This is a genomic window from Staphylococcus sp. MB377 (assembly GCF_001922505.1).
Classification (GTDB): Bacteria; Bacillota; Bacilli; order Staphylococcales; family Staphylococcaceae; genus Staphylococcus; species Staphylococcus haemolyticus.
Genome location: NZ_MAON01000033.1, coordinates 108,802 through 127,908, shown reverse-complemented (window position 1 = coordinate 127,908; position 19,107 = coordinate 108,802). Strand labels below are relative to the sequence as shown.

Genomic DNA, 19,107 nt, shown 5'->3' with positions numbered 1-19,107 from the left:
TTGCAAAGATACTTTATCAATCAAAACGCTGATGAAAGTCAGCGTTTTTTTATAACAAATAAAGAAGATATACATCATATTACTAATGTGATGAGAAATACAATTGGTAATCAGATTATTATAACATTTAAAGATAAAATAGTTTTCAAATCGGAAATTATTACTATTGAAAATGAGTCAATTGAAATTAAACTAATAGAGCAGATTGATATCAATTCAGAGTTACCAGTACAGGTTACTATATGTAGTGGATTAATTAAAGCCGATAAATATGAATGGCTAATTCAAAAAGCTACTGAATTAGGTGCTGATAGTTTTATAGCTGTAGAAATGGACAGATCTGTAGTAAAGCTTACCTCAAATAAAGTTCAAAAAAAATTAGAACGCTGGCAAAAGATTATTAAAGAGGCTGCTGAACAAAGCTATCGCTTAATTATTCCTAATATAATTTTTAAGTCGAATTTAAATGAGATTTATGATACTATTAATCATTATGACTATATCTTGTTAGCATACGAAGATGAAGCAAAACGTGGTGAAGTTAGTCTTTTTAAAGAAACCTTGAAGAAGTTTAAAACTAACGATCGTATTTTATTAATATTTGGTCCTGAAGGCGGCTTTTCAGAAAATGAAATCAATTTATTAAATGAAACGAGTTTCAATGTTGGTTTAGGACCTCGAATTTTACGGGCAGAAACGGCGCCACTTTACGCTTTAAGTGCTATCAGTTATGAAAATGAATTAATGGGGTGAATATTATGTCAACAGTTGCGTTTCACACATTAGGTTGCAAAGTAAACCATTATGAAACTGAAGCAATTTGGCAATTATTTAAAGACGCTGATTATGACAGAGTTGATTTTGAAACTAATGCAGACGTCTTCGTAATCAACACTTGTACAGTAACAAATACTGGAGATAAAAAAAGTAGACAAATAATTAGAAGAGCAATTCGACAAAATCCAGACGCAGTGGTATGTGTGACAGGGTGTTATGCTCAGACATCTTCTGCAGAAATCATGGAAATTCCTGGCGTAGATGTAGTGGTAGGTACACAGGATAGACATAAACTATTAGACTATATCCAACAATTCAGAGAAGAACGTCAACCAATCAATGGTGTTGGAAATATCATGAAAAATCGTACATATGAAGAATTAGATGTACCATATTTTACTGATAGAACAAGAGCTTCACTGAAGATCCAAGAAGGGTGTAATAATTTCTGTACATTTTGTATCATACCATGGGCGCGTGGATTAATGCGTTCACGTGATCCAGAAAAAGTGGTTGAACAAGCTACTCAATTAGTTAACGCTGGTTATAAAGAAATTGTTTTAACTGGTATTCATACCGGTGGCTATGGTCAAGATTTAAAAGATTATAATTTGGCACAGTTACTCCGTGATTTAGAAGAAATTGATGGACTTGAACGAATTAGAATTTCTTCTATTGAAGCCAGTCAATTAACAGATGAGGTCATTGATGTTCTAAAACGTTCAAATAAAGTTGTTAGACATTTACATGTTCCATTACAATCAGGTTCAGATACTGTCTTAAAACGAATGAGACGTAAATATACTATGGAACATTTTTCAGAAAGAATCATGAAATTACATGATGCATTACCAGATTTAGCTGTTACAAGCGATGTTATAGTTGGATTTCCAGGTGAAACGGAAGAGGAATTTCAAGAAACTTATGATTTTATTGTTAAACACAAATTCTCTGAATTACATGTTTTCCCATATTCAGCTAGAATTGGTACACCTGCAGCTCGTATGGATGATCAAATTGATGAAACTATCAAAAATGAACGTGTGCATAAATTAATCACATTAAGTGATCAATTAGCTAAAGAATATGCCTCTAAATTTGAAGATGAAGTTTTAGAAGTTATTCCTGAAGAAGCTGGCGAGATAGAAGGAACATTGGTGGGGTATGCTGACAACTATATGAAAGTACAATTTGAAGGCAATGACTCTTTAATCGGTCAAATTGTAAAAGTAAAAATCGCTAAAGCTGATTATCCTATTAATACAGGTAAAGTCGTGAGAATTGTAGAACACGCAACGAACAAATCTGAAGAAGGCGTATTATTATAATTTTTAAAATTTATAATAATTTGGAATTGACCATAATAAATTCATATATTATACTAAGTAAAGAATAGTTGTATCCTACTATGCAATGATTTTAAAGTTCCGTTGATATTTGGAGGGAGGGAAATACAGATGTCTAAAACAGTAGTACGTAAAAATGAATCACTTGAAGATGCATTACGTAGATTTAAACGTTCAGTATCTAAAAGTGGTACTATCCAAGAAGTACGTAAACGTGAATTTTACGAAAAACCAAGTGTTAAACGTAAAAAGAAATCAGAAGCTGCACGTAAACGTAAATTCAAATAATTAATAACTCTGTTGACTCCCTCAACAAGAATATTAATTATATATATGCTCTCGATTAGTTAAACTAGTCGAGAGCTTTTTTATGTTAAAGATTCTACTATCACTATTATAACTAAGTTTATTCATGTATAATTGGAATTGAGAGCGAGGTGAAATTGTGACCTATTTCATTGCAATACATACAATTATCAATTCCATTTTAACCACTAATAATTTATTTAATAATTTATCCCAGTTCGTAACGAGTCCATTAATATCACTTATATTAACATGTATCATTTTTTTAGGCTTTTTATATCAATTGTATTCGAAGCGTATTAACTTTGCAGGAATTATTGCAATACTTGCACTTTTAATTCTCTTTCTCGGTTTTTTAATAAACGGTGATGTTAATCTGATTTCTGTATTGCTATTCTTCGTTGGAGCAATACTCGTTATTATTGAATTATTTGTCATTGGTGCGGTCATAGGTATTATTGGTATATCACTGATTATACTTAGCATAATAATGTTAGGAGATAACATTCTCTTGATGCTATTAAACGTTGTGATTGCGTCAATATTGGCAATTATTGAATGGGTGATATTAGTGAAATGGTTTAAAAGGAAAATTCCATTTTTAGATAAAGTTGTGTTAAAAGATTCTACTAATTCAGAAGCAGGATATAGATCTCACGATGATCGTTCTCATTTAGTTGGTCAAACAGCTCGTACTGTGACAGATTTAAGACCTGCAGGAATTATAACGCTTGATAATGAAAGAATAGATGCCGTATCAGATGGCGCTTTTATTTTAAGAAATAAAGAAGTTAAAATTCTTGAGGTAGAAGGATCTAGAGTTGTTGTTAGAGAGATTGAAAATACATAGAGGAGTGGTTAAATGTTTGGATTAGGCATTATAGTTATAGCAGTAATCATTGTCATTGCTTTACTAGTGTTATTCTCATTTGTCCCAGTAGGACTTTGGATATCAGCAATTGCTGCTGGAGTTAAAGTAGGTATTGGAACATTAGTAGGTATGAGATTACGTCGAGTATCACCGCGTAAGGTAATTGGTCCATTAATTAAAGCACATAAGGCAGGTTTGAACCTTACAACAAATCAATTAGAATCACATTACTTAGCGGGGGGTAATGTAGATAGAGTAGTCGATGCAAATATTGCTGCTCAACGTGCAGATATTAACTTACCATTCGAACGTGGTGCAGCTATTGACTTAGCTGGACGTGACGTTCTTGAGGCAGTTCAAATGTCTGTAAACCCTAAAGTAATTGAAACACCATTTATTACTGGTGTTGCAATGAACGGTATAGAAGTAAAAGCGAAAGCTAGAATTACTGTACGTGCAAACATCTCTCGTTTAGTTGGTGGTTCCGGAGAAGAAACAATCATTGCTCGTGTAGGTGAAGGTATTGTTTCTACTATTGGTTCAAGTGAGCATCATACACAAGTACTTGAGAACCCTGATAACATTTCTAAGACTGTCTTAAGTAAAGGTCTTGATTCAGGTACAGCCTTCGAAATTTTATCTATCGATATCGCTGACGTAGATATTGGCAAAAATATCGGTGCTGACTTACAAACAGAACAAGCACTTGCAGATAAGAATATTGCACAAGCTAAAGCTGAAGAACGTCGTGCTATGGCCGTAGCTTCTGAACAAGAAATGAAAGCGCGTGTTCAAGAAATGCGTGCTAAAGTGGTTGAAGCAGAATCTGAAGTTCCACTTGCGATGGCAGAAGCATTACGTGAAGGCAATTTGGGTGTCAAAGATTACTACAATTTAAAAAACGTAGAGGCTGACACTGGCATGAGAAATGCGATAAACAAACGTACTGAACAAAATGAAGATGAATCACCAAAGTAAAATTTAAGGGGTGATTAGATGAATATTGGTATTATAATTTTTATAATATCCATAATTGTTACAGGTATTAGTGCGATGAGGGATAAGAGTCATGAACAAAGAAAAAATCAAAGACCCCCTCAGCCAAAAAAGTCAACTTCTGACAAAAAAGAAACTCATGAAAAAGGTTTTTTTGAGCAAATTGAAGAAGCATTTAGTGAGTTAGAAAAGGAATTTACAAACGAAGATAAACCATCTAACAAACAAAAGAAAGATAAACAGCCTAACACAAAACGTGTTTATCAGGATCAAAAACTTGAAAAAGAAATCGAAAAAGAGAGCGTACCAGAGGAATTAGAGCGTTCTGCAAGGCAACGTGGTAGAGTTGAAAGAGAAACACGTCAATCTGCCAGTTCACGCGAGAGCAATAGAGACTCGAATAAACTTCAAAAAGAATTAGAAAAACAACTTGTAGACGATTTATATAACGTACGTACAGAAATCGACCGTGAAAAAGAAAAACACCTTTCTAGAATTGAAAATAAAGCAAGAACTATTATCAATGATAAAAATCTATCTGAACGTACCAAACGCTATAGATTAAAACAATTGTTAAATAGTAAAGCAATAGAACAAGATATGACACATCAAAGTTTTCAGTTTGATAATGATCCTGTTGTAAATGGTATTATATGGCAAGAAATTCTCAATAAACCTAAACAATTATAATTTGAAGAAATGTTATAATTTTATAATTAAAAATTATATTTAACCCGAATTTCATTTTTAAATGATTTTCGGGTTTTTTTATTTTATTAAAAAGAAAAGGCTCATATTATAATTTAATAAATCAGCACACAAAGCCAATTAAATTTGTATACTTTAACAGACTTTAGTAAAATTTAAATGAAAGTTAATTTACTAAACTTAATTAAGTTTTACTTTTTTGAAGATTAACAAATCATGTTTAATTTTTGAATTTTAAGTGAAACTAATATAATCAAAAGATTTTACATTGTTTAAGTGAAAAGGAGCGCTTGTATGCCAGGAATAATTCAAATAGACGATATTAACCATTCTCAAGCATTAATTGGTAATAATGATGAACATATTAATGCGATTGAGGAGGCATTTGATGTCGAAATACATGCTCGTGGCCAAGAAATAGCAGTTAAAGGTCAAAAAATAGAGCCTGTAGAAAAGTCAGAATTAGTTCTTAAAAATTTATTAAAAGTAATTGAAATGGGTAACACAATTACATTAAAAGATGTAGAAGTTGCAATAAAAATGGCTAAAAATGATACAATACATCACCTTATTGATTTATATGATGAAGAAATTACAAAAGATGCTTATGGAAAAACTATTAGAGCAAAAACTATGGGACAAAGACTATATGTTAATGCAATGAAGAATAATGACTTAGTCTTTGGCATTGGGCCTGCAGGTACTGGTAAAACTTTTTTAGCAGTGGTATATGCAGCTAAACAACTAAGAAAGGGCTCAGTAAAACGTATTGTATTAACAAGACCAGCTGTTGAAGCAGGAGAGTCTCTTGGATTTTTACCCGGTGATTTAAAAGAAAAAGTAGACCCTTATTTAAGACCTCTTTATGACGGATTAAACACTGTATTAGGAAGAGAACAAACAGCTCGATTTATAGAGAGAGGTACTATTGAAATTGCGCCTTTAGCCTATATGCGTGGTCGTACACTTGATGATGCGTTTGTGATTTTAGATGAAGCTCAAAATACAACGCATGCTCAAATGAAGATGTTCTTAACACGACTTGGGTTTGGTTCTAAAATGGTAGTAACAGGAGATCAAACTCAAATCGATTTACCAAAAGGTGTTAAAAGTGGACTAAAAGAAGCAGTCAAAAAATTACATGGTGTCAAAGGAATTAACATTATGCAATTAGATCAAAGTGATGTTGTAAGACACCCATTAGTAAGTAAAATAATTGATCGCTATGAAGGAGACATTTAAATGTTTACAATTGATTTTAATGATCATACAGACCTGGTAAATGAATCTTGGTATCATCAGATTGAAAATTTACTAAATTTTGCTAAAGAACAAGAGCAAATTAACGAGGATGCTGAACTTTCAGTCACATTCGTAGATAAAAATGAAATTCAAGAAATAAATAAAACTTATCGCGATAACGATAAAGTAACAGATGTTATTTCATTCGCTCTTGAAGAAGACGAACCAGAAATTGTTGGACTAGATATGCCTAGAGTTCTCGGTGATATTATTATCTGCACTAATGTAGCTGAAGAACAAGCTGACTCATACGGGCATTCATTTGAAAGAGAACTTGGATTTTTAGCGCTTCATGGATTTTTACATTTATTAGGTTATGATCATATGAATGAAGAAGATGAGAAAGAAATGTTTGGCCGTCAAGACACTATACTAAATGCATATGGATTGACTAGAGATTAAACATATTAAACGTTTTAAACATACGTATGATGGGTTAAAAACGCTTCTTCTAAAAGATCATAATTATTTACTACATATCATTATTGCTTTTATAACAATTATTTTAGGTTATATTTATCAATTGAGTGCTATAGAGTGGTTATTTATATTACTAGCCATCTTTTTAGTATTAACCTTAGAAGCTGTTAATACTGCAATTGAATGTGTAGTTGATTTGGTTACAATGGATTATCATGAACTTGCTAAACAGGCTAAAGATATTGCCGCATTTAGTGTTATGTTGGTATCAATATTTGCTTTAATAACTGGATTAGTTATATTTTTACCTCATATTTTCTAACTATAAAGGGGATGTTTAAATGACTTATCAATCACATTATTTTCAAGAAGCTAGAGAAGCTCAAAGCCGTGCGTATGTACCATACAGCAACTTTAAAGTAGGTGCTTATTTAAAGACCAAAGACGGCCGTACGTTCTATGGTGCTAATGTTGAAAATGCAGCTTACCCTGCTACCATTTGTGCTGAACGTTCTAGTTTAGTGGCCGCAATATCTGAAGGTTATCGACCTGGAGATTTTGAATCAATAACAGTAACTGTTGATTCTGAAAAACCGTCTTCTCCTTGCGGAACTTGTAGACAGGTACTTAAAGAATTATGCGATGATGATATGCCGGTATATATGACAAACCATAAAGGGGAATTACTTGAGTCAACTGTGGGAGATTTATTACCACATGGCTTTTCAGGAAAGGATTTAGAATAAATGACAGAACATAAGTCAGGATTTGTATCAATAATAGGAAGACCGAATGTAGGAAAATCTACATTTATGAATAGAGTTATTGGCCATAAAATTGCAATTATGTCCGACAAGGCTCAAACAACTCGAAATAAAATCCAAGGTGTAATGACTAGAAATGATGCACAAATCATATTTTTAGACACACCGGGTATTCATAAGCCTAAACACAAATTAGGTGATTATATGATGCGTGTTGCAAAAAATACTCTATCTGAAATTGATGCAATCATGTTCATGGTTAACGTTAATGAAGAAATCGGTCGTGGCGATGAATATATCATGGAAATGCTAAAGAATGTTAGGACGCCCGTTTTCTTAGTATTAAATAAAATCGATTTAGTTCATCCTGATGCTCTAATGCCAAGAATAGAACAATATCAAAAATACATGGATTTTACTGAAATCGTACCAATATCAGCTTTAGAAGGACTAAATGTTGACCATTTTATAGATGTGTTGAAAACATATTTACCTGAAGGTCCAAAATACTATCCAGATGATCAAATCTCAGATCACCCTGAACAGTTTGTTGTCAGTGAAATCATACGTGAGAAAATTTTACATTTAACTAGTGAAGAAATTCCGCATGCAATAGGCGTAAATGTAGATAGAATGATTAAAGAAAATGACGAGCGTGTTAGAGTTGAAGCTACTATTTTTGTTGAGAGAGATTCACAAAAAGGTATTGTTATCGGTAAAGGTGGCAAAAAACTAAAAGAAGTCGGTAAAAGAGCAAGACATGATATTGAAATGTTACTAGGCTCAAAAGTTTATTTGGAACTATGGGTAAAAGTTCAAAAAGATTGGCGAAATAAAGTTAATTTTATTCGTCAAATGGGATATATTGAAGATCAAGATTAAAAATATTTGATTTTAGAAAGGTCGTGAAACTATGCTCGAAAAACAAAAAGGTATCATCATAAAGTCCGTAGATTATGGAGAATCTGATAAAATTATTACAATATTAAACGAGCATGGTGCAAAAATACCATTAATGGTTAGACGAGCTAAAAAATCAAAAACAGGTTTGCAAGCCCATACGCAACTATTTGTGTATGGCTTATTTATTTATAATAAATGGAAAGGCATGGGTACATTAAGTTCAGTTGATGTTATCAATCAATATTATTATTTACGTTTAGATATATTTAATAGTAGTTATGCTACGTTATGTGCAGAGGCAATTGAACGTTCTATGGATAATGATGACATTTCACCGTTCCATTACCAACTTTTACACTTCGTACTCGAAAAGATTTCAAATGGTGATTCAGCTCAATTAATGTCAATTATAGTTCTTTTAAAATGTATGAATCGTTTTGGGTTTACAGCATTTTTTAATCACTCAGCTATTTCAAATAGCTTTGATCAATCAAAATTAGTTGCGTATAGTTTTGTATATGATGGAACTATTCTTGAATCAGAATTACACAAAGACCCACATGCCTTTCGAATATCTAACAAAACGTTATACTTATTAGATGTTTTACAAAAATTACCAATTGATAAAATGAATCAATTTAACATTAGCCAAGAAATATTAGATGAAATGTCAGAATTAATATTATTAATTTATAAAGAATATGCAGGCATGTACTTTAAAGGTCAAAAGCTAATTAACCAACTTAAACGTATACAATATTAATATCCAACAATACTCACACTTAAAACCCCACCACAAAGAAATTTGAGGTGGGGTTAGTACTAATTATTCACATTTTATTAGAATGCCACTTTTTCAGCTAAAAATGTTTCTAACTCTGAAATAGGCATACGCACTTGTTCCATTGAATCACGGTCACGTACTGTAACTTGATTATCTTCTAATGAGTCAAAATCAAATGTAATACAATAAGGTGTACCAATTTCATCTTGTCTACGGTAACGTTTACCAATTGATTGAGACTCGTCAAAATCAATTGCAAATTTAGAACTTAATTGTTCGAAAATCTTAATAGCTTCTTCAGATAATTTTTTACTTAATGGTAAAACAGCGGCTTTATAAGGTGCTAGAGCAGGGTGGAAATGCATCACTGTACGTGCATCTTTGCTTCCTTCAACACCTTCTTCTTCATATGCATCACATAAGAATGCTAATGTAACACGATCAGCACCAAGAGATGGTTCAACACAGTATGGAACATACTTTTCGTTTGTTTCAGGGTCGTGATATTTAAAGTCTTCACCTGAATGTTCACTATGTTTTTTCAAGTCAAAGTCAGTACGGCTTGCGATACCCCATAATTCACCCCAACCAAATGGGAAGCGATATTCGATATCTGTCGTAGCATTAGAGTAATGAGATAACTCTTCTTCGTCATGGTCACGTAATCTCATGTTTTCTTCATTGATATTTAAATCTTTTAACCATTGACTAGCAAATGTTTTCCAATAATTTTGCCATTCAATTTCTTCACCAGGTTTACAGAAGAATTCCAATTCCATTTGTTCAAATTCTCTAGTTCTGAAGATGAAGTTTCCTGGTGTAATTTCATTACGGAAAGACTTACCAATTTGACCAATACCAAATGGTAATTTTTTACGCATAGAACGTTGCACGTTTTTGTAATTCACAAAAATACCTTGTGCAGTTTCTGGTCTTAAGAAAATTTCATTTGTAGAATCTTCTGTAACACCTTGGAATGTTTTAAACATAAGATTAAATTGACGAATATCTGTCCAATTAGCAGTTCCACTTACCGGACATACAATACCTTCATCATCAATAATACGTTTCATTTCATCGAAACTCAAACCATCAGCGATAAAGTTTTCGTCGCCTTTTTCTTTTTGCATGTAATCTTCAATTAATTTATCTGCACGATAACGAATCTTACTATCTTTATTGTCAATCATAGGATCATTAAAGTTACCTAAGTGACCTGAAGCTTCCCAAGTTTTAGGATTCATTAAAATTGCAGCATCAATACCAACATTAAATGGTGATTGAGTTATGAACTTCTGCCACCATGCTTTTTTTACGTTATTTTTTAATTCAACACCTAATGGGCCATAATCCCATGTATTTGATAATCCACCATAAATATCACTACCAGGAAATACAAATCCTCTGTGTTTCGCTAATGATACAATTGTTTCCATATCTTTAACCATATAATCTCTCCTTATTTAATACATAAAAACGCCCCAAGACAATAAATAAATGTATAAATTACATTTATCATTATCTTGGGACGAGTTAATTTATTTTACTATATTGTTTTAATATAGTTGATACCTTAATAACCCGCGGTTCCACCCAAATTAGTGTAGCCACTCTCTTTTATAAAGTTTTAATATTAGCCAAATTAAAAATTGTTAAGCTTACACCACCCTTAACTCGCTTACTATTAGTTTAATAGATTGATTATTTAATAGCAAGAAATTATATGTATTTGTAGCTACATAAATAAATAGGTATAATAGACGTGAATAAAAAAGGGGTGAAGACCTATAGAACTTAGTAAAAGACAAGAACAAATCATTGAAATAGTCAAAAGCGGTGGACCCATCACTGGAGAACACATTGCCGAAAAATTAGATTTAACGCGTGCTACTCTAAGACCTGACCTAGCAATTTTAACTATGTCCGGTTTTTTAGAAGCTAGACCTCGAGTTGGTTATTATTATTCAGGAAAATCAAAAAACAAATTAATGACCGATAAATTACGCCAATATGTTGTTAAAGACTATATGTCTCCACCAGTCATTGTAAAAGAAGATATGACTGTTTATGATGCTATTTGTACCATCTTTTTAGAAGACGCAGGTACTTTATTCATTACAAATGAGCATAATGATTTTATAGGCGTTTGTTCAAGAAAGGATTTGTTACGAGCATCTATGATTGGAGAGGATATTCATACAATGCCTATCAGTGTAAACATGTCTAGAATGCCTAACTTAACTTATTTAGAAGAAGATGAACTTATTATATATGCTGCAGATCAAATGATAGAGAAAGAAATCGACTCAATACCCATTGTAAAAAATAAAGGTAATAATAAATATCAAGTCACTGGTAGAATTTCAAAAACAACAATTGCAAAATTATTTGTATCATTATTTAAAGAATAGGTGGTAGAACGATGGAAAATATAAAGATAATCATCGCTTCTGATTCAATTGGAGAAACTGCTGAATTAGTAACAAGAGCATGTATTTCTCAATTCAATCCAAAGGAATGTAAACATGAATTTTTAAGGTATCCTTATATCGAGACAAAAGAGGACATTGATGAAGTTATTCAAGTAGCAAATGACAGAAATGCAATTATAGTTTATACGTTAGTTAAACCAGAAATGAAAACATATATGGAAAGTAAGATAGGTACTAATAAGTTACGTTCTATTGATATTATGGGACCATTAATGGGCTATTTAAAAGATGCTTTTGAAGAGAATCCATATAATCAACCTGGTAGAGTCCATCGTTTAGATGACGCTTATTTTAAGAAAATTGATGCGATTGAGTTTGCGGTAAAATATGATGATGGAAAAGACCCTAAAGGATTACCTAAAGCGGATATAGTATTAATTGGTGTTTCAAGAACATCAAAAACTCCTTTATCTCAATATTTAGCCCATAAAAGTTATAAAGTGATGAACGTTCCAATTGTACCTGAAGTAACCCCACCGGACATGTTATTTGACATTGACTCATCAAAATGCATCGCTTTAAGAATTAGTAAAGAAAAATTAAATCGTATTAGAAAACAACGTTTGAAACAGCTTGGATTAGGTGATTCAGCTAGATACGCTAATGAAATACGTATTAAAGAAGAGATTAAATACTTCGAAGATATCGTAGACAGAATTGGATGTGCAGTCATTGATGTATCTGATAAAGCAATTGAAGAAACAGCTAATGATGTTATTAATATAATCGAAAGTCAATCAAAATAGTTTTAATTTATCTTTAGACAAAGTATAATATTATGACTACAATTTATAGGTGATATATATTGCGTATTGAACAATCAGTAATTAATGAAATTAAAGATAAGACCGATATTTTGGATTTAGTAAGTGAATATGTAAAATTAGAAAAAAGAGGACGCAATTACATTGGTTTGTGTCCTTTTCATGATGAGAAGACTCCTTCGTTTACTGTATCTGAAGATAAACAAATTTGTCATTGCTTTGGTTGTAAAAAAGGTGGTAATGTATTTCAATTTACTCAAGAGATAAAAGATTTATCATTTGTAGAGGCTGTAAAAGAGCTAGGAGAAAGAATTAACATTTCAGTTGATATTGGTAATAGTAGTGACTATACAAGTCAAATAGCATCGAATGATTTAACAATGATTGAGATGCATGAATTAATGCTTGAATATTATCAATATGCTTTACTTAAGACAGTAGAAGGTGAAGAGGCATTAAATTATCTAACAAAACGTGGTTTTACTGAAGAACTTATTAAATCACGTGGTATTGGTTATGCGCCTAATCATACTCACTTTTGTCATGACTTTTTACAACAAAAAGGTTATGATATAGAACTCGCGTACGAAGCTGGTCTTTTATCACGAAATGAAGAAAATTTCAGCTATTTTGATAGGTTTAGAGATCGCATTATGTTCCCTTTAAATAATGCTCAGGGTCGTATTGTGGGCTATTCAGGTAGAACATATAATAATCAAGAACCTAAATATTTAAACAGTCCGGAAACACCCATATTTCAAAAGAGAAGATTATTATATAATCTTGATAATGCTAGAAAGCATATACGAAAAAATGATGAAGCCATTTTATTAGAAGGATTTATGGATGTAATTAAATCAGATTCATCAGGACTAAAACCGGTCATTGCAAGTATGGGAACAGCTATATCAGATGAACACATTACTGTTCTAAAAAAATTAACATCTCATATTACTTTAATGTTTGATGGTGATTTCGCTGGTCAAGAAGCAACAATTAAAACTGGGCAACACCTTTTACAACAAGGATTTAATGTTTTTGTGGTTCAATTACCTAAAGATATGGATCCAGATGAGTATATAACTAAATATGGTAATGAAAAATTTCTTGAATATGTAAATAATGAAAAGAAATCATTTATCATTTATAAAGTAAATAAACACAAAGATGAAATTGCTAATAATGACTTAGCTTATGAACGTTATCTTAAAGAAGTTACCCAAGATATTGCATTAATGAATTCTCAAATTTTGCAGAATAAGATAATCAAAGATGTAGCACATATATTTAATGTTGATTCTAATACTCTAAATAGCAATGTGTTGAATCAACAACAATATATTCCTAGCGAACCTCATTTTAACGATTATCAATCATATGATAGTGAAATACAAAATAATACAAATAATTTATTTAGTCATTTATCAAAACATGAAAGTGCTGAAAGAGCCTTACTTAAACATTTTATGAATGATAAAGACTTATTCTTAAATTATCATAAGCATCTTGAGAGTGGTGACTTTGATAATCAATTTTTCAAACGTATATATAGTGTTTTAGAAGATTTTTACGCTGAAAATGACAGTTATACAATTAGCGATATGATACTTTACACAGATAATGATAATTTGAGAGATGCAATTATCGCTTTGGATAATTATGATTTAAATCAAGAGCCTTATGATAGTGAAATAGAAGATTACATGAATGTCATCAATGAATCAAAGTATGGAGATACACTTGAAGAATTAAATCATAAATTACGTGAAGCGTCACGGATAGGCGACGTAGAATTGCAAAAATATTATTTGGAACAAATCGTTAATAAAAATAAAGCTCGTATGTAACTATTATTATAAAAACTGCTATAAAATTGCATACTTTAATAAATCATATAAATAGTATTTCTATTTAATAACCATTATTGTATAATGGTTATTATGCGTTTTTAACGGGTAGATATGGAACATAAGTAATATTTAATTAATGTGATGTCGTTTAAATATAATTGATATTAAACATTCAAATATTGAATATGAAATGTTACCATTATTATGAATTTTTATTAATACTTTTCTTATTATATTGAAATATTATATAATTAAATATCTTGTTTGAAAGCAAATATTACTATTGGGAGGCCTTTTCATGTCTGATAACCAAGTTAAAATTAAAAAACAAACAATAGATCCGACATTAACATTAGAAGATGTTAAGAAACAATTAATCGATAAAGGTAAAAAGGAAGGTCACCTTAGTCATGAGGAAATAGCCGAAAAATTGCAAAATTTCGATATGGATTCTGATCAAATGGATGATTTCTTTGACCAATTAAATGATAATGATATTAGTTTAGTAAATGAGAAAGATAGCTCAGATACTGATGAAAAATTAAACCCAAATGATTTAAGTGCCCCTCCAGGTGTCAAAATTAATGATCCTGTAAGAATGTACTTAAAAGAAATTGGCCGAGTTAATCTACTAAGTGCTCAAGAAGAAATTGAATTAGCTAAACGAATTGAGCAAGGTGATGAGATTGCTAAGTCTAGGTTAGCTGAAGCTAATTTACGACTAGTTGTAAGTATCGCAAAAAGATATGTTGGACGTGGCATGTTATTCCTTGATTTAATTCAAGAGGGCAACATGGGATTAATAAAAGCTGTTGAGAAATTTGATTTTAGCAAAGGATTTAAATTCTCCACTTATGCAACTTGGTGGATTCGACAAGCAATTACAAGAGCGATTGCCGACCAAGCACGTACAATTAGAATTCCAGTCCACATGGTTGAAACAATTAATAAGTTAATACGTGTTCAAAGACAATTATTACAAGATTTAGGTCGTGATCCTGCACCTGAAGAAATCGGAGAAGAGATGGATTTACCTCCAGAAAAAGTACGTGAAATTCTTAAAATTGCTCAAGAACCAGTATCATTAGAAACGCCAATAGGTGAGGAAGATGATAGTCATTTAGGTGACTTCATTGAAGACCAAGAGGCGCAAAGTCCATCTGACCATGCAGCTTACGAACTTTTAAAAGAACAATTAGAAGATGTTTTAGATACGCTTACTGACCGTGAAGAAAATGTTTTACGCTTAAGATTTGGTTTAGACGATGGTCGAACAAGAACACTTGAAGAAGTTGGTAAAGTCTTTGGTGTTACACGTGAAAGAATTCGTCAAATTGAAGCAAAAGCACTAAGAAAACTTAGACACCCAAGTCGAAGTAAGAGATTAAAGGACTTTATGGATTAATTTTAATAATTCGAGTTAAAACTTTATTTATTTTCAATGCTCATAGAGTACTTAACGTTTAAAATTTTGAAATATTCATTTCAATTAATTAGTTAATTTGTAGCATTTACTAATTAATGATTCTATTATCTACCATGATAATTCAATTCTATTTTAAACGTTACTATATTGAGCTAAAGAGAATTTTAGGCTGAGACACTTAACTTTGTCCCAGTCTCTTTTTATAGTAAAGGAGATACCTATGATAACTTTAAATCAAAGATTAACTTCTGTTTGCAATTACCTTGTTCCTGGAAAATTGGCTGACATTGGTTCTGACCATGCATATCTTCCAATTTATGCAATTCAAAATAATTTAATCTCTAGTGCTATTGCTGGAGAAGTTATTAAAGGTCCATATGAAGCAGCAAGAAAAAATGTATTAGTAAATCAACTTAATGATGTAATTGATGTTCGATTAGGGGATGGATTGAGTGTTATAAGCAAAAGCGAATCAATACAGAATATAACTATTTGTGGTATGGGCGGTCCGTTAATTGCTAAAATATTAAAAGAAGGAAAAGAGCATCTAGTTCAAGGTCCTAGACTAGTTCTACAAAGTAACATTCAGACTGAAGCATTAAGATATACTTTAATGTCTATCAACTATCACATTGTTGATGAGATTATTATGGAAGAAAAAGGACATATTTACGAAATAGTTGTAGCTGAATACAATACTACTAGTGAAAATTTGAATAATAAAGAATTAAAATTTGGACCTAAGCTATTACAAAAGAAAAATGAAATTTTTTATAAGAAATGGAATCATGAATTAGAAGCACTTAAACATATTCGCAATCAATTGAATTCAGAATCACATCATGAGAGACTTAAAGAAATAGAGAATGATATATCATTAATTACTGAGGTGTTAAATTATGAAGATTAAAGAGTTAATGTCTATTGTTGATAATCACGTTCCTCTCAAAACAGCAGAAAGTTGGGACAACGTTGGATTACTTATAGGTAATAATGAATCTGAAATCAATGGTATTTTAACTACTCTGGATTGTACCGACTCAATTGTTAACCAAGCAATAGATAATGGTTACAACACGATTATCGCTCATCATCCACTCATTTTTAAGGGAGTAAAATCAATTATTGATGATGGTTATGGACAATTAATTCAAAAAATTATTCGTCATGATATTAACCTCATTGCTCTACACACGAACCTTGATAACCACGTTAATGGTGTAAACCAAATGCTAGCTAATAAATTAAAGTTAAACAATATACAATTTTTAACACAAGAAAATGAAACCTATTTTAAAGTTCAGACTTATATACCTAAGGAAGATATAGAAACCTTTAAAAATAGTCTTGATCAAGTAGGACTTGCAAAAGAAGGTAATTATGAATATTGTTTTTATGAAACTGAGGGTCGCGGTCAGTTCAAACCTGTAGGTGAAGCTAAACCATATTTAGGTCAAATAAACAATATTGAATACGTGAACGAAGTTAAAATTGAATTTATGATTAAAGATAGTCAATATGAATTAGCTGAAAAAGCAATTATTAGCAACCATCCTTATGAAACGCCAGTTTATGATTTTATTAAAATGACTAAAACTGCTAATTATGGACTTGGTAAAATCGGGAATATGGAAGAAGCAATGCCATTAGCTGAATTTGTGAAATTTGTGAAAAAGCAGCTTGATATACCTAGTGTTAGATATACTGGTGATTCTGGTAAACTCATTCGAAATGTAGCAATTATTGGTGGCTCTGGAATTGGATTTGAATCACTTGCCTTCAATAAGGGTGCTGATATCTTTATAACAGGGGACGTTAAACACCATGATGCACTTGATGCACAGACTAACGGCATAACCATTTTAGATATTAATCATTATAGTGAATATGTAATGAGAGAGGGACTTAAAGATTTATTGAAGCATTGGTTAAATACTAAAAATGTAAACTTCCCAATTGAAGCTTCTAATATTAATACAGACCCATTCAAATATAGCTAAAAAAATTTAATCAACATCAATTGAATATTTTAAGGAGGCCTAATCGATGGCAACTCATCCATTTGAGTTATTTAATTTAGACTCAAAACTTATAGAAGCAATTAAAGATTTAAAATTTGAAAAACCAACTGAAATTCAAAATAGAATAATTCCTAGAATTAAAAAAGGAGTTAATTTAATAGGTCAATCTCAAACAGGTACAGGGAAATCGCATGCATTTTTATTACCTTTAATGGATAAAATAGACGTTGAAAATAAAGAACCTCAATCTATCGTGGTGGCACCTACAAGAGAATTAGCACAACAGTTATATCATGCAGCAAGCCATCTAGCTACTTTTAAACAGGGCGTTAAAGTTAGTTTATTTATTGGTGGTACAGATATTGAAAAAGATAGACAGCGTACAAGTAATCAACCGCAATTAGTAATAGGAACACCAACTAGAATTAATGATTTAGCTCAAAGTGGTCATTTACATGCGCACTTAGCATCTTATCTTATAGTTGATGAAGCTGATTTAATGATTGATTTAGGATTAATTGAAGATGTAGATTTAATTGCATCACGTCTTGATGAAAATGCACATATAGCTGTCTTCAGTGCTACTATACCTAAATCCTTACAACCATTTTTAAATAAATATCTTAGTAATCCTGAGTATGTAGAAGTTGATTCTAAATCTCAAAATAAAAAAAATATCGAATTTTATCTAATTCCAACTAAAGGTAGTGAAAAAGTAGATAAAACACTTCAATTAATTAATATTTTAAATCCGTACTTATGTATTGTATTTTGTAATAGTAGAGATAATGCGGATGAATTAGCTAATTCATTAAATGCAGCCGGTATTAAAGTTGGCATGATACACGGTGGTTTAACACCTAGAGAGCGTAAGCAACAAATGAAACGTATACGTAATTTAGAATTTCAATTTGTTATCGCAAGTGATTTAGCTTCTCGAGGTATAGACATTGAAGGCGTTAGTCATGTTATTAATTTTGACGTACCTAAAGATATTGACTTCTTTACACACCGTGTGGGTAGAACAGGTAGAGGTAATTATAGAGGTGTGGCAATAACACTTTATAGTCCGGATGAAGAACATTTAATCACACTAATTGAAGATAAAGGCTACCATTTTGAAAATGTTGATGTGAAAAATAATGAATTAACACCAATTAAAGCACATAATACTCGACGTAAGCGTGTAAGAAAAGACGATCACTTAACGAACGAAGTAAAACATAAAGTGCGAAGTAAGACTAAAAATAAAGTCAAACCAGGTTATAAAAAGAAATTCAAACAAGAAGTCGAAAGAATGAAGAGACAAGAAAGAAAACAATTTAGTAAAAGACAAAATAGACAACAACGAAAAAATAATAAAAAGGGTTAGGTGAA

The 19,107-nt window shown here is 31.4% G+C and carries 20 protein-coding genes; 19 read left to right on the top strand and 1 reads right to left on the bottom strand.

The features are described from left to right. From BB045_RS07765 to recO, 12 genes are all read left to right on the top strand, one after another. The gene (locus BB045_RS07765; protein WP_070441051.1) at positions 1-753 is read left to right on the top strand and encodes a 16S rRNA (uracil(1498)-N(3))-methyltransferase; all 753 of its coding nucleotides are present in this window, start codon (positions 1-3) and stop codon (positions 751-753) included. A 5-nt stretch (positions 754-758) separates the two neighbouring features. Further along, positions 759-2,105 carry a tRNA (N(6)-L-threonylcarbamoyladenosine(37)-C(2))-methylthiotransferase MtaB gene (gene mtaB, locus BB045_RS07760; RefSeq protein WP_070441048.1) on the top strand — a complete coding sequence of 449 codons (1,347 nt, stop codon included), beginning with the start codon at positions 759-761 and terminating at the stop codon, positions 2,103-2,105. Positions 2,106-2,234: 129 nt separating this feature from the next. After that, positions 2,235-2,411, top strand: a complete 177-nt coding sequence (rpsU, locus tag BB045_RS07755) for a 30S ribosomal protein S21 (RefSeq protein ID WP_000048060.1) — start codon at positions 2,235-2,237, stop codon at positions 2,409-2,411. A 196-nt stretch (positions 2,412-2,607) separates the two neighbouring features. Then, positions 2,608-3,279 carry an NfeD family protein gene (locus tag BB045_RS07750; RefSeq protein WP_370591693.1) on the top strand — a complete coding sequence of 224 codons (672 nt, stop codon included), beginning with the start codon at positions 2,608-2,610 and terminating at the stop codon, positions 3,277-3,279. Positions 3,280-3,291: 12 nt separating this feature from the next. Next, complete coding sequence (gene floA / locus BB045_RS07745) at positions 3,292-4,278, top strand: flotillin-like protein FloA (protein ID WP_011275639.1); 987 nt, start codon at positions 3,292-3,294, stop codon at positions 4,276-4,278. Positions 4,279-4,296: 18 nt separating this feature from the next. Continuing rightward, positions 4,297-4,986 carry a hypothetical protein gene (locus BB045_RS07740; protein WP_070581589.1) on the top strand — a complete coding sequence of 230 codons (690 nt, stop codon included), beginning with the start codon at positions 4,297-4,299 and terminating at the stop codon, positions 4,984-4,986. A gap of 312 nt (positions 4,987-5,298) precedes the next feature. Then, the gene (locus tag BB045_RS07735; protein WP_070581590.1) at positions 5,299-6,246 is read left to right on the top strand and encodes a PhoH family protein; all 948 of its coding nucleotides are present in this window, start codon (positions 5,299-5,301) and stop codon (positions 6,244-6,246) included. Next, positions 6,247-6,708 carry an rRNA maturation RNase YbeY gene (gene ybeY / locus BB045_RS07730; protein ID WP_070441039.1) on the top strand — a complete coding sequence of 154 codons (462 nt, stop codon included), beginning with the start codon at positions 6,247-6,249 and terminating at the stop codon, positions 6,706-6,708. Between the two features lie 4 nt (positions 6,709-6,712). Then, positions 6,713-7,048: a diacylglycerol kinase family protein gene (locus BB045_RS07725; RefSeq protein ID WP_037536612.1), complete on the top strand. Its 336-nt coding sequence runs from the start codon at positions 6,713-6,715 to the stop codon at positions 7,046-7,048. Between the two features lie 19 nt (positions 7,049-7,067). After that, positions 7,068-7,472: a cytidine deaminase gene (gene cdd / locus BB045_RS07720; protein ID WP_011275644.1), complete on the top strand. Its 405-nt coding sequence runs from the start codon at positions 7,068-7,070 to the stop codon at positions 7,470-7,472. Further along, complete coding sequence (gene era / locus BB045_RS07715) at positions 7,473-8,372, top strand: GTPase Era (protein ID WP_070581591.1); 900 nt, start codon at positions 7,473-7,475, stop codon at positions 8,370-8,372. 31 nt (positions 8,373-8,403) lie between these two features. Continuing rightward, positions 8,404-9,156, top strand: coding sequence for a DNA repair protein RecO (recO, locus tag BB045_RS07710; RefSeq protein ID WP_070441033.1), 753 nt, complete (start codon positions 8,404-8,406; stop codon positions 9,154-9,156). Positions 9,157-9,233: 77 nt separating this feature from the next. Here the strand turns inward: recO and BB045_RS07705 are convergent, their stop codons facing one another. Beyond that, positions 9,234-10,625, bottom strand: coding sequence for a glycine--tRNA ligase (locus BB045_RS07705; RefSeq protein ID WP_070581592.1), 1,392 nt, complete (start codon positions 10,623-10,625; stop codon positions 9,234-9,236). Between the two features lie 339 nt (positions 10,626-10,964). On the opposite strand from BB045_RS07705, the gene ccpN reads away from it, so the two are divergent. The 7 genes from ccpN to BB045_RS07670 all read left to right on the top strand — a co-directional run bounded on the left by ccpN (position 10,965) and on the right by BB045_RS07670 (position 19,102). Then, positions 10,965-11,588 (top strand): transcriptional regulator CcpN, encoded by a 624-nt coding sequence (gene ccpN / locus BB045_RS07700; RefSeq protein WP_075140644.1) that lies wholly within the window; start codon positions 10,965-10,967, stop codon positions 11,586-11,588. Between the two features lie 11 nt (positions 11,589-11,599). After that, complete coding sequence (locus BB045_RS07695; RefSeq protein WP_075140643.1) at positions 11,600-12,415, top strand: pyruvate, water dikinase regulatory protein; 816 nt, start codon at positions 11,600-11,602, stop codon at positions 12,413-12,415. 59 nt (positions 12,416-12,474) lie between these two features. Next, the gene (gene dnaG / locus BB045_RS07690; protein ID WP_070861494.1) at positions 12,475-14,280 is read left to right on the top strand and encodes a DNA primase; all 1,806 of its coding nucleotides are present in this window, start codon (positions 12,475-12,477) and stop codon (positions 14,278-14,280) included. Between the two features lie 301 nt (positions 14,281-14,581). After that, positions 14,582-15,688, top strand: coding sequence for an RNA polymerase sigma factor RpoD (gene rpoD, locus BB045_RS07685; RefSeq protein WP_011275651.1), 1,107 nt, complete (start codon positions 14,582-14,584; stop codon positions 15,686-15,688). A gap of 241 nt (positions 15,689-15,929) precedes the next feature. Next, the gene (locus BB045_RS07680) at positions 15,930-16,619 is read left to right on the top strand and encodes a tRNA (adenine(22)-N(1))-methyltransferase (protein WP_070441021.1); all 690 of its coding nucleotides are present in this window, start codon (positions 15,930-15,932) and stop codon (positions 16,617-16,619) included. Further along, entirely contained in the window at positions 16,609-17,709 is a 1,101-nt protein-coding gene (locus BB045_RS07675; RefSeq protein ID WP_070861498.1) for a Nif3-like dinuclear metal center hexameric protein, read from the top strand. Before BB045_RS07680 ends, BB045_RS07675 begins: the two co-directional genes overlap by 11 nt. 46 nt (positions 17,710-17,755) lie before the next feature. Continuing rightward, positions 17,756-19,102, top strand: a complete 1,347-nt coding sequence (locus BB045_RS07670) for a DEAD/DEAH box helicase (RefSeq protein WP_075140642.1) — start codon at positions 17,756-17,758, stop codon at positions 19,100-19,102. Positions 19,103-19,107: the final 5 nt, after the last annotated feature.

Excerpts from the sequence above, each read along its gene's own strand:
- cdd (WP_011275644.1), top strand. The coding sequence starts at position 7,068 with ATGACTTATCAATCACATTATTTTCAAGAAGCTAGAGAAGCTCAAAGC.
- mtaB (WP_070441048.1), top strand. The coding sequence starts at position 759 with ATGTCAACAGTTGCGTTTCACACATTAGGTTGCAAAGTAAACCATTAT.
- recO (WP_070441033.1), top strand. The coding sequence starts at position 8,404 with ATGCTCGAAAAACAAAAAGGTATCATCATAAAGTCCGTAGATTATGGA.
- BB045_RS07695 (WP_075140643.1), top strand. The coding sequence starts at position 11,600 with ATGGAAAATATAAAGATAATCATCGCTTCTGATTCAATTGGAGAAACT.
- BB045_RS07740 (WP_070581589.1), top strand. The coding sequence starts at position 4,297 with ATGAATATTGGTATTATAATTTTTATAATATCCATAATTGTTACAGGT.
- BB045_RS07670 (WP_075140642.1), top strand. The coding sequence starts at position 17,756 with ATGGCAACTCATCCATTTGAGTTATTTAATTTAGACTCAAAACTTATA.
- BB045_RS07680 (WP_070441021.1), top strand. The coding sequence starts at position 15,930 with ATGATAACTTTAAATCAAAGATTAACTTCTGTTTGCAATTACCTTGTT.
- BB045_RS07675 (WP_070861498.1), top strand. The coding sequence starts at position 16,609 with ATGAAGATTAAAGAGTTAATGTCTATTGTTGATAATCACGTTCCTCTC.
- BB045_RS07735 (WP_070581590.1), top strand. The coding sequence starts at position 5,299 with ATGCCAGGAATAATTCAAATAGACGATATTAACCATTCTCAAGCATTA.
- era (WP_070581591.1), top strand. The coding sequence starts at position 7,473 with ATGACAGAACATAAGTCAGGATTTGTATCAATAATAGGAAGACCGAAT.
- rpoD (WP_011275651.1), top strand. The coding sequence starts at position 14,582 with ATGTCTGATAACCAAGTTAAAATTAAAAAACAAACAATAGATCCGACA.
- BB045_RS07705 (WP_070581592.1), bottom strand. The coding sequence starts at position 10,625 with ATGGTTAAAGATATGGAAACAATTGTATCATTAGCGAAACACAGAGGA.
- floA (WP_011275639.1), top strand. The coding sequence starts at position 3,292 with ATGTTTGGATTAGGCATTATAGTTATAGCAGTAATCATTGTCATTGCT.
- ybeY (WP_070441039.1), top strand. The coding sequence starts at position 6,247 with ATGTTTACAATTGATTTTAATGATCATACAGACCTGGTAAATGAATCT.
- rpsU (WP_000048060.1), top strand. The coding sequence starts at position 2,235 with ATGTCTAAAACAGTAGTACGTAAAAATGAATCACTTGAAGATGCATTA.